The following is a 10,368-nucleotide window of genomic DNA, read 5'->3' on the forward strand; positions in this document are numbered from 1 at the left end:
TGAGTGAGGGGGGTGGGGGCTTCCTCGCAGGTGGCGAGGGAGGTAGGACATCCAACGTCGTTCGTCGGTGTACGGTAGGCCCCGGCACCGGCAAGGTCAAGTGCCGGACGCGGACGAATGGGGGAAGGCGATGACCGCAGCTCGGACCCGGGGCCGTGCGACGCGCGGCCGCAGCAGCCGGACCGAGGAGGTGCAGCAGCGGATCAAGCAGCTGATCCTGGAGCGCGGCCTCGCCGTCGGCGACCCGATGCCCACCGAGTTCGAGCTGGTGGACGAGCTGGACGTCAGCCGCAACTCGCTGCGCGAGGCCCTCAAGGCGCTGCAGGCCGTCGGCATCGTCGAGATCAGGCACGGCTTCGGCATGTACGTCGGCAGCATGTCGCTCGGCGCCCTCGTCGACGAGCTGACCTTCCACGCCCGCATCTCCAAGGCCCAGGGCCGCGACGACCTGGTCCACCTCGTGGACGTCCGCGAGGTCCTCGAACGCGGCCTCGTCGAGCAGGTCATCGACCGCGGCCTCGCCGCCGGCAACGCCGACCTCGACGAGATCATGCGCCGCATGGAGGAGGAGGCCACCGCCGGTTTCGTCACCCCGGAGACCGACCGCCTCTTCCACGAACTGCTCTACAGGCCGCTCGCCAACCCGATCGTCAACCAGCTCCTCGCCGCGTTCTGGGACGTCTACCGGACCCTGCAGCACGACCTGGCCCCCGTCCAGCAGGAGGCCGCCGACGTCGCCCAGCGCCACCGCGACATCTACGAGGCCCTCCGCGGCGCCGACAAGACGGCCGCGAGGACGGCGATGGCCGCCCACTTCCGCGGCATCCGCGACCGGCTCGACCAGGCGAACTGAGGGGGTTGACGGCTCCGCCGCCCCGGTCTAGCTTCCCCTCCTGAAGGACATCCCACATCCCATGTCCTACGAGAGGGTTGAGGCCATGCCCCCGTCCCCCCGCTTCGCCGCGGGCCTGACCGCCGCGCTCACCGTCCTCGCGTCCGCCGCCGCCCCGCCCGCCCACGCCGCCGCCCAATCAGCCGCGGTGACCACCGACTGCACGTCCAGCCGCATCCAGGAGACCGTCGTCAACCGGACCTCCGGGGCCACCACCTTCACCCTGGCCTGGCCCGGCGTCGGCACCTGGACCGCCCGGGTCGCCGCCGGCGACAGCGCCCACTTCCACTTCACCAGGCCGTCCGGCACCGCCTACACGTTCCGCACCACGACCCCCGAGGGCTTCGACCAGACCGACAGCGGCACACTCGACTGCTCGAACGCGCTCAGCGTCCGCGCCGCCATGGACTGCGGCAGCCCGCACCGGCTGCGCCTCATCCTGACCAACGACTCCCCCGCGTCCCGCACCTTCACGGTCGCCTGGCCGGGCCGCCCCTACTCCCCCTGGACCGTCACCGTCCCCGCGGGCTCGGGCCACGACGGCCTCTACTGGACGGTCCCGGACGGCACGCCGTACACCTTCAACGTCACCTCGGGCTCCTGGAGCGACACGGTCTCCGGCACGTCCGGCTGCGGCCTGGGTTCCGGCAAGCCAGGAATGAACGCCCAGACCGTCCTGACAACCTCCACCGTCATCGACGGCCTGGGCAAAGCAGCGAAATCCGTCCGCATCCCGGCCCTCGCCGTCTCCAACAGCGGCACGGTCATCGCCACGATGGACGCCCGCGTGGACGGCAGCTACGACCTCGGCGGCGGCACCAACAACATCCAGATAGCGATGACCCGCAGCACCGACGGCGGCGCCACCTTCTCCACCCCGAAGATCATCGCGAAGGCCCCCACCACCTCCGAGGGCTACGGCGACCCGAGCCTCCTGGTCGACCGCGCCACCGGCACGATCTTCTGCTTCTTCACCTACGCCCCCAAGCCCGGCGTCGGCTACTGGGGCTCCACCGCCGGCGACACCTCGGCGACCTCCACCACCAACACCCACATCCGCTACATCACCTCGACCGACGACGGCGCCACCTGGAGCACCCCGGTCGACCTCAACCCGCACGTCCGCAAGCCGACCTGGGCGGGCATGTTCGCCTCCTCAGGCCACGGAATCCAACTGAACTCCGGCCGGCTGGTCCAGCCGATCGTCTACCGCGACTCCTCCGGCGACCACGCGTCCAACATCTACTCCGACGACCACGGCGCCACCTGGCACAACGGCACGACCGCCGGCACCGGCGTCAACGAGAGCAAGGCAATCCAGCGCAGCACCGGCCGCGTAGCCCAGAACATGCGCGCCAATTCCGGCGCCAACCGCTGGTACGCCACCGCTCCCGACGTCACCTCGCCCTTCGGAACGTCCTGGAACAGCGGCCTGATAGACCCGGGCTGCAACGGCGACGAGATCTCCTACCTGTATCCCACCCCGGGCAACCCGTCCCTGACCAACATCGCCCTGCACAGCAACAACGCCGCAACGTCCCGCACAGACCTGACCGTCCGCGTAAGCCGAGACGACGGCGCAAGCTGGCCCCACGAGGCCCTCATCAAGCCCGGCGCCGCCGGCTACTCCACCATGGCCGTCCTACCGAACGGCTCAATCGGCACCCTCTACGAAATAGGCGACACGGGCGGCATAGTCTTCACCCGCACCACCCTCCCCTGGCTCGAATCCTGACCCCAGCGAGGGCCGGCCCACCCCCGGCCCTCGCCCAGCCACTCCTTGAACCCACAGGCGAGGGGGCGGACGAGTCGGCCTGTAAGCCGGGTTTTGTGGGCCGCCGTCCCTTGCGGGGCGGCGGGTGACGGCCATCCATCTCGGACCGCCGTTGCCGGCGGCCTCCAGCGGTCTACCCGCAGGCTCGGGCGGGCCGCCCTCGGGCACCTGCGCGGGGCCTCTTGCGGGGCCCCTTCTTGACCTTGCTCCGGGTGGGGTTTACCGAGCCGCCCACGTCACCGTGGGCGCTGGTGAGCTCTTACCTCACCGTTTCACCCTTACCACCGCGCGAGGCGGTGGCGGTTTGCTTTCTGTGGCACTGTCCCGCGGGTCACCCCGGGTCGGCGTTACCGACCACCCTGCCCTGTGGAGCCCGGACTTTCCTCGACGGGGATCGCTCCCCGACGCGGCCGTCCGGCCGGCTCGTCCGCCGTACGTCAAGGTTAGCGGGTGCGTGAGGCGCTCCCGCACTCCTGCCCTAGGGGAGGTTGGTCAGGGCCTCGTCCAGGCGGGACTGCGGGAGGGCGTGGTCCTGCATCTGGCCGGAGAGGAAGCGGTCGTAGGCGGCCATGTCCAGGTGGCCGTGGCCGCAAAGGGCGGTGAGGATGACCTTGGGTTCGCCGGTCTCGGCGCAGCGGCGGGCCTCGGCGATGGCGGCGGCGAGGGCGTGGGTGGGTTCGGGGGCCGGGACGATGCCCTCCGTGCGGGCGAACAGGACGCCCGCTTCGAAGCATTCGCGCTGGTGTTTGGCCTCCGCCTCGAAGAGGCCCAGGTCGTACATGTGGGAGAGCAGGGGCGCCATGCCGTGGTAGCGGAGACCGCCGGCGTGGATGGGGTCGGGGACGAAGTCGTGACCCAGGGTGTGCATCTTGAGGAGTGGCGTGAACCCGGCGGTGTCGCCGAAGTCGTAGGCGTAGCGGCCCCGGGTGAAGGACGGGCAGGCGGCCGGTTCCACGGCCCGGATCGCGGGGTTCATGCGGCCCTGCAGCTTCTCGCGGAGGAACGGGAAGAACAGGCCGGCGAAATTGGAGCCGCCGCCGGTGCAGCCGACGATCAGGTCCGGGGTGTCGCCGGCCAGGGCCAGTTGTTCGAGCGCTTCTTCACCGATCACCGTCTGGTGCAGCAGGACGTGGTTCAGGACGCTGCCGAGGGCGTAGCGGGTGTCGTCGGGCGCGGCCGACTCGACCGCTTCGGAGATCGCCATCCCCAGGGAGCCGGGCGAGTCCGGGTCGTCCGCGAGGATCTTGGCGCCGGACGAGGTGAGCGGTGAGGGGCTCGCGTGCACCTTGGCGCCGTACAACTCCATCATCGAGCGGCGGTACGGCTTCTGGTCGTAGGAGGCGCGCACCATCCAGATCTCGCAGTCGAGCGCGAACTGCGCGCAGGCGAAGGCGAGGGCGCTCCCCCACTGGCCGGCGCCCGTCTCGGTGGTCAGCCTCCGTATGCCCTGGCGCGCGTTGTAGTACGCCTGGGGCACCGCCGTGTTCGGCTTGTGCGAGCCCACCGGGGAGACGCCCTCGTACTTGACGTAGATCCGGGCGGGCGTGCCGAGGGCGCGTTCCAGGCGGTGCGCCCGGATCAGGGGCGTCGGACGCCAGAGGCGGTAGACCTCGCGGACCTCTTCGGGGATGTCGATGTAGCGGTCGCCGCTGACCTCCTGGGCGATGAGGTCCATGGGGAACAGCGGGGCCAGGTCGTCCGGGCCGACCGGTTCGCGGGTCTCCGGGTGCAGCGGCGGGGGCGGGGGCGCGGGCAGGTCCGGGACGACGTTGTACCAGCGATTCGGGAGCTTCGACTCGTCCAGCAGGATCTTGGTGGTCACGGTCCCTCCCCAGGTCACCTATGGGGAGGGTAAGCGTCCGTGGGTCAAGAGGGAAGGTGGTGGACGTCGTTGAAGCCGCGCAGCGTCGCGGGGCCGTCGGCGTACCAGTCGATGGACGACAGCGCCGCCACGTCCAGGTGCATCCGGTAGAGGGACGACATGGGCGCGCCCAGGGCGTCCTTGATCAGAAGCTTGATCGGCGTCACGTGCGACACCACCAGGACCGTCTGCTCGCGGTAGCGGACCTTGAGCTTGTCCAGGGACGTGCGGACGCGCCGCGACACCTGGGCGAAGCTCTCCCCGCCCGGCGGTGCGGACTCGGGGTCGGCGAGCCAGGACTTCATCTCGGCGGGCCAGCCCTTGCCCGCTTCGGCGAACGTGAGGCCCTCCCACTCGCCGAAGTCCGTTTCGCGGAAGCCGTCCTCGACCCGGACGTCCAGGCCGGTGACGGCGGCGACCTCGGCGGCCGTGTCGCGGCAGCGGACGAGGGGCGAGGTGACGATCGCGTCGATCCCGCGGTCCTTGAGGGCGAGGGCGGCGGCGCGGGCCTGGGCGACGCCGGCCGGGGTGAGCGGGATGTCGCCGATCCCGGCGAAGCGCTTCTCGATCGACAGGGGCGTCTCGCCGTGGCGCAGCAGGACCGTGGTCATCGGGGCGGACGACGGCGGGCGCGGCGGCGGTTCCGGCTCGCCCGGCGCCTCCTCGACCTTGCGGGTCCAGTGCTCGCCGCGCGCGGCGGCGTCCATCGCCTCGTTGGCGAGCCGGTCGGCGTGCGCGTTCCGGTTGCGCGGGATCCAGCCGTAGGTCACCGAGCCCAGCCCGGACGCGAGCTCCCGCGCCTCCAGCGCCAGCGGGATCATGTCCGGGTGCTTGATCTTCCAGCGGCCGGACATCTGCTCCACGACGAGCTTGGAGTCCATCCGGACCTCGACGCGGGCGGACGGGTCGATCCCGGCGGCGGCCGTCAGCCCGGCGATCAGCCCGCGGTACTCGGCCACGTTGTTGGTGGCGTGCCCGATCGACTCGGCGACCTCGGCGAGGACCTCGCCGGTCAGCGCGTCCCGGACGAGGGCCCCGTACCCGGCGGGACCGGGGTTGCCGCGCGAGCCCCCGTCCGCCTCGACGACCAGCTTCCGAGAACTCGCGCCCGTGCGCCCACGCCCCCCGGCGGCTGCGCTCACAGGCCCGACTCGGGCGTGCGGACGAGGATGCGCCGGCACTCCTCGCAGCGGATCACCTCGTCCTCGGCGGCGGCCCGGATGTTGTTCAGGTCGACGGTGTTGAGGGCCAGGTGGCAGCCCTGGCACGCGCCCCGGAACAGCTTCGCCGCGCCGACGCCGCCGAACTGGCCGCGCAGCTTCTCGTAGAGGGCGAGCAGGTCGTCCGGGACGTCCTTGGCGACGGCGGTGCGGGCGGTGCTGGTCGTCCCCGCCTCCTCGTCGATCTCCCGCTGGAGGGTGTCGCGGCGCTCGGTGAGCCCGGCCAGCTCCTCCCGCGCGGCGGACTGGTCGGCGCGCAGCGCGGCGACCCGGCCCTCGGCCTCCTCCGTCCGCTCCATGATCTCCAGCACGACCTCCTCCAGGTCGGACTGGCGGCGCTGCAGCGACTCGATCTCCGCCTGGAGGCTGGACAGGTCCTTCGCGGACGTCACCTGCCCGGAGTCGAGCCGCTTCTGGTCGCGGTCGGAGCGGGTGCGGACCTGGTCGACGTCCTGCTCGGCCTTCTTCTGCTCCCGCTGGAGGTCGCCGACCGCGGTCTCGGCCGCCACGATCGCGTCGCGCAGCTCGGTGAGGCGTCCCTCCAGCCGTTCGATCTCCGCCAGCTCGGGCAGCGTGCGGCGGCGGTGCGCCAGCCGGTCCAGCGAGCTGTCGAGGTCCTGCAGGTCGATCAGGCGAAGCTGGGCTTGCGGTGCGGCTTTCACAATGCTCCTTCTGCGTGAAGGCGCCACGCGTCGGTGACGAGCGTGGACACCCGGGTCTCCAACTTGCCCGCTTCCGGCGAGGACGCGGCCAGCCGGCGCTCGGCGTCGGCCAGCCACGGCCATTCGGTCGCCCAGTGCGAGGCGTCCACCAGGGCGGGTCCGCCGTGCTCGGCGAACTCCGACGCGGGGTGGTGCCGCAGGTCGGCGGTGAGGTAGGCGTCGACACCGGCGGCGCGCGCGGTGTCGAGGAGGGAGTCGCCGGCGCCGCCGCAGACCGCGACGGTGCGGACGAGCGCCTCGGGGTCCCCGGCGGCCCGGACGCCCCAGGCCGTGGACGGCAGCCCGGCGGCGGCCCGCTCGGTGAACTCCCGCAGCGTGACCGGCGCGTCCAGCTCCCCGATCCGGCCGAGCCCGCGGCGCGGGTCGTCGGCGGCGGGGACCATCGGACGCAGCTCGCCGGTGAGGCCGACCGCCCGCGCCAGGGCGTCCGAGACGCCGGGATCGGCCCGGTCGGCGTTGGTGTGCGCGGTGTGCAGCGCGATCCCGTTCGTGATCATCCGGTGGATCAGCCGCCCCTTCGGCGTGGTGGCGGCGACCGAGTGCACCCCGCGCAGCAGCAGCGGATGGTGCGTGACGATCAGGCCGGCCCCCCACTCCAGCGCCTCGTCGATGACGGCCGCGACGGGGTCGACGGCGAACAGGACCCGTCCGACCTCCTGATCAGGGTCTCCGCAGACGAGGCCGACGGCGTCCCAGGACTCCGCCCACGCGGGCGGGTACAGCTCCTCCAGAACCGTGATGACATGGGATAGGCGCACGTCCCGCAGGCTACCGCGCCGAGCCGCTCCCAACGAGCCACCGAGCGTTACCCCGGGGCCCCGCGGTCTGTAACGATATGGACGGGACAGCGCACGACGGAGGGGAGAACGCCATGTCGGCCACCGGCGCCGCCGCGGAAGCCGAACCTGAGGAGCCCAAGGCGGAACGCCCGTACATGCCCGGCTACGGCATCCAGGGGCCGGACGAGGGCGGCGGGCTGCTGCCGTGGTCGTGGGCCGTGGAGCGGCTGCGCGCCGCCCGCAACTTCTGGGTGTGCACGGTGCGGCCGGACGGGCGCCCGCACGCCATGCCCGTCTGGGGCGCCTGGTCGGGCGAGGCACTGCTGTTCAGCAGCGCCGTCCCGTCCCGCAAGATGGTGAACCTGCGGGCGAACCCGCAGGTGGTGGTGACCACCGAGGAGGCCGAGAACCCCGTGGTCATCGAGGGGCGGGCCGAGATCCTCACCGACACCAAGGACCTCCAGCGGTTCATCGACCTGGTCAACTCCAAGTACGCCACCCGCTATCGTGTCGACTTCCTGGACCCCGAGGTGAACGCGACCGTCGCGGTGCGCCCGCAGTCGGTGTTCGGGCTCCGGCAGGGGGATTTCACCGGTTCTCCCACCCGGTGGTCGTTCATAACCTGAACGTCCGCTGGGATCAATCCGGAGACTCACCGCGTTGGAGCCTGTGTGAAATCACCCTTTCGACGCCGCAAGCGCGTCAAGGGCCGTCCGATGGGCAACCGCCCGGCGGCGGCCGAACCGGAGATCGTCGAGTGGCCCCGCGAGGGGACGGGCAAGTCGTCCCTGATGGGGGCCATCCGCGGCGACGGCGAGACCGGCGCCAGCTCCGGCGGCGGCCTGTTCGAGGACCTCGCGTCCGCGTTCGAGGGCTCCAGGAAGGTCAAGGTCGAGGAGCAGCAGCGGCAGAAGGTGCTGCGGCAGGACGACCACGAGCAGGCCGGGGACGGCGGCACGCGCGACGACCTGGACTCCGGCAAGATCCGGATCCGGCGCACCCCGCCGCACGAATAGTGTCCGTTTTGTCTCGAACATAAGTTCGAATACACGTTATCCTGCCCTCGTGAGCACCTACGTCCCGCCCGGCTGGCCCTCGCAGGTGCACCCACCGGGCACCGACCGCTTCGAGGACACCGCCCTCGGCTGGCTGCTCGAGCTCGTCCCGCCCGAGTACCGCCGCTACGGGGTCCTGCGCCGCTACCCGATCGCGCTCGCCCGGATGGCCCGCCAGCATGTGGCCGCGTCCGTGGAGGCGGCCCGCGAGGGCTTCCGCACCGCTCGCGTCGACCTCGGCGACCTCGTCCCGCCGCACGGGGTCGAGTCCGTCCTGGACGCCTACCGCCGCGAGGGCGCCCGCCTCGTCGCCGTCCTGCGCGCCATCGAACTCGTCGAGACGGCCCTGCGCGGCCTCGCCGACCCCGACGACCCCGCCCACCGCCGCCCTTTCACGCCCAAGCTGTGACGATCCCGTTGACTCCCTGTCGCCCCGTGCGCAAACCTTTGAGCCGACCCTGACGGGAGGCGGGTTCCGGTGAGCACACCACCTGGGTGGTACCCAGATCCAGAGTGGATGGGCCGCGAACGCTACTGGGACGGACAAACCTGGACCACCCAGTCACGCCGCTACGAGTCCCGCACCCGCCGCCGCCCGTCCCACAACACCCCACCCCCGCAAACCCCCGAGCCGCCCCCACCCCCCGAGGCGGCCCCATCCCCGGACGGCGCACGGCCGGCAGATCTCCCCGTCACACCGCAATCGCTCCCCCAGGCGGCCCCAACCACGCCGCCGCAGGCACCCCCATCCCAGGTCAACGCGCCGCCGACGCCGTCCCCCAACACGCCGCAAACCAGCCCCGCCGTCGCAACGCCGCTGCCGCTCCCCCAGGCGGCCCCGACCATGCCGCCGCAGGAGGCCGCATCCCAGGTCGGTGCGTGGACGGCGCCGCCTTCCAGTGCGGCGCAGCCATCGGGGGTCGGTCCTACGGCGCCTCCGCTTCCCGCGGCTTCGCCGGGGGCGTCGGCAAGGCCCGCATCGCCGGGCGCTTGGGGAGCGTCGCCGTCTTCGCCCGCTTCTCCTGTGCCGGGGCAGGCTCCGGCGGTAGGCCAGGGTTCGCCTTCGTCTCCTGTGGAGGGGGCGTTGCCGTCGGACGTCGCTGAGGCTGCTGGATGGCACGTTCCGGAGGAGGGGCGTTATCTGCCGCCGGGGCGGGGGGCCTCGGGGCGGGCGGGGGTTTCCGTTTGGGGCATCGTTGGGGGCGAGGCCGTCGTTGTTGCGGGGCTTGCCTTCGGGGTTCAGTTGGTGTGGCCCCTCTGGGGTGCGGTGGCGGTCGTTGCCGTGTGGGGGCTGATGCTGTTGGCGCCGCTCGGCGCGGGGCGGGTCTACGGGTATCGGGAGCCCCGAAGTGCCGAGCGCGTCCAGCTCGAGCAGGCGTGGCGGGACGTCCGGCGGCGGGCCGGGGTTGGCGCGTACCGGCTGGTCGTCGTCGAGTCGGACGAGCTCAACGCGTGTGTGCCGTTCGGGCGGACGGTCGCGGTGACGTCGGCGTCCGCGCGGTCGCTGCCGCCGGGGCGGCTGGAGGCCGTGCTCGCCCATGAGCTGGGGCATGTGCTCGGGTGGCGGGCGGTTCCGGCGTTCGTGCACGCGCAGGTCACGCTACCGAGCCGGGCGCTGCTGTGGACGTTGCGCCGGGCGTGGGCGCCGGTCGGGCCGATGTGGAAGCGGGCCGTCAAGTGGCACCGGCCGATCGGGTTCGTGCTGGTCTTCCTGCTGGCGGTGGTGGCGGCGGTGGTCTCCGTGGTGGTGGCGCTGCCGGCCGGTGTCGCGTACGTCGCCGCGCTCGGCGCGCGGCTGCCGGGCGGGCGCGGGGAGGGGCGCGCGGACGCGGTCGCGGTGCGGATCGGGTTCGGTGCCGAACTCGTCGCGGCCGTCGAGGACCGCATCGAGCACGCCCGGCACGGGCTGCCGCTCCACCTGGTCAGGCGGGCTCAGGGGCTGCGGCGCCGGCTCGGGTGATCAGCCCTGGCCGCCCCAGAGCGGCGGCGGCCCCGGGCGGTCGCCGGGGCGCGGGCCGGACGGCGGGCCGGGCGGCGGGCCGGGCGGTGGGCCGGGCGGCGGGCC

General features: G+C 72.5%; 10 protein-coding genes, 1 other RNA gene and 1 pseudogene. 7 read left to right on the forward strand and 5 right to left on the reverse strand.

The annotated features are described in order from the left end of the window. Positions 1-130: 130 nt before the first annotated feature. Both ABFX46_RS20400 and ABFX46_RS20405 read left to right on the forward strand, forming a co-directional pair. Complete coding sequence (locus ABFX46_RS20400; RefSeq protein ID WP_346044183.1) at positions 131-853, forward strand: FadR/GntR family transcriptional regulator; 723 nt, start codon at positions 131-133, stop codon at positions 851-853. A gap of 61 nt (positions 854-914) precedes the next feature. Beyond that, complete coding sequence (locus ABFX46_RS20405; protein WP_346044185.1) at positions 915-2,627, forward strand: sialidase family protein; 1,713 nt, start codon at positions 915-917, stop codon at positions 2,625-2,627. Positions 2,628-2,693: 66 nt separating this feature from the next. On the opposite strand, the gene rnpB is transcribed toward ABFX46_RS20405, so the two are convergent. The 5 genes from rnpB to ABFX46_RS20430 form a co-directional block, all read right to left on the reverse strand. Further along, an RNA gene (gene rnpB, locus ABFX46_RS20410) (RNase P RNA component class A) lies at positions 2,694-3,092 on the reverse strand. A 52-nt stretch (positions 3,093-3,144) separates the two neighbouring features. Further along, positions 3,145-4,488: a TrpB-like pyridoxal phosphate-dependent enzyme gene (locus ABFX46_RS20415; RefSeq protein ID WP_346044187.1), complete on the reverse strand. Its 1,344-nt coding sequence runs from the start codon at positions 4,486-4,488 to the stop codon at positions 3,145-3,147. Between the two features lie 44 nt (positions 4,489-4,532). Further along, positions 4,533-5,669: a bifunctional RNase H/acid phosphatase gene (locus ABFX46_RS20420; protein WP_346044189.1), complete on the reverse strand. Its 1,137-nt coding sequence runs from the start codon at positions 5,667-5,669 to the stop codon at positions 4,533-4,535. Then, a complete protein-coding gene (locus ABFX46_RS20425) occupies positions 5,666-6,409 on the reverse strand; it encodes a zinc ribbon domain-containing protein (RefSeq protein WP_346044191.1) in 744 nt (247 codons plus the stop codon). The genes ABFX46_RS20420 and ABFX46_RS20425 overlap by 4 nt, the downstream gene beginning before the upstream one ends. Continuing rightward, a complete protein-coding gene (locus ABFX46_RS20430; RefSeq protein WP_346044193.1) occupies positions 6,406-7,227 on the reverse strand; it encodes a Nif3-like dinuclear metal center hexameric protein in 822 nt (273 codons plus the stop codon). Before ABFX46_RS20430 ends, ABFX46_RS20425 begins: the two co-directional genes overlap by 4 nt. A 113-nt stretch (positions 7,228-7,340) precedes the next feature. On the opposite strand from ABFX46_RS20430, the gene ABFX46_RS20435 reads away from it, so the two are divergent. The 5 genes and pseudogenes from ABFX46_RS20435 (at position 7,341) to ABFX46_RS20450 (ending at position 10,263) form a co-directional block, all read left to right on the forward strand. Further along, positions 7,341-7,874 (forward strand): pyridoxamine 5'-phosphate oxidase family protein, encoded by a 534-nt coding sequence (locus tag ABFX46_RS20435; protein ID WP_346044195.1) that lies wholly within the window; start codon positions 7,341-7,343, stop codon positions 7,872-7,874. 90 nt (positions 7,875-7,964) lie between these two features. After that, positions 7,965-8,264 carry a DUF6191 domain-containing protein gene (locus ABFX46_RS20440; RefSeq protein ID WP_346044197.1) on the forward strand — a complete coding sequence of 100 codons (300 nt, stop codon included), beginning with the start codon at positions 7,965-7,967 and terminating at the stop codon, positions 8,262-8,264. A gap of 49 nt (positions 8,265-8,313) precedes the next feature. Further along, on the forward strand, positions 8,314-8,712 hold the full coding sequence (locus ABFX46_RS20445) for a hypothetical protein (protein WP_346044199.1): 399 nt from the start codon (positions 8,314-8,316) through the stop codon (positions 8,710-8,712). Positions 8,713-8,781: 69 nt separating this feature from the next. Further along, positions 8,782-8,871 (forward strand): annotated as a pseudogene (locus ABFX46_RS43550) (DUF2510 domain-containing protein); the annotation flags it as partial. Between the two features lie 699 nt (positions 8,872-9,570). Further along, positions 9,571-10,263: a M48 family metalloprotease gene (locus ABFX46_RS20450; protein WP_346044201.1), complete on the forward strand. Its 693-nt coding sequence runs from the start codon at positions 9,571-9,573 to the stop codon at positions 10,261-10,263. Positions 10,264-10,368 lie beyond the last annotated feature (105 nt).

The organism is Actinomadura chokoriensis, from assembly GCF_039529475.1.
Lineage (GTDB): Bacteria > Actinomycetota > Actinomycetes > Streptosporangiales > Streptosporangiaceae > Spirillospora > Spirillospora bangladeshensis.

Coding starts and splice junctions, on each gene's coding strand:
- ABFX46_RS20405 (WP_346044185.1), top strand. CDS start 915: ATGTCCTACGAGAGGGTTGAGGCCATGCCCCCGTCCCCCCGCTTCGCC.
- ABFX46_RS20400 (WP_346044183.1), top strand. CDS start 131: ATGACCGCAGCTCGGACCCGGGGCCGTGCGACGCGCGGCCGCAGCAGC.
- ABFX46_RS20435 (WP_346044195.1), top strand. CDS start 7,341: ATGTCGGCCACCGGCGCCGCCGCGGAAGCCGAACCTGAGGAGCCCAAG.
- ABFX46_RS20440 (WP_346044197.1), top strand. CDS start 7,965: ATGGGCAACCGCCCGGCGGCGGCCGAACCGGAGATCGTCGAGTGGCCC.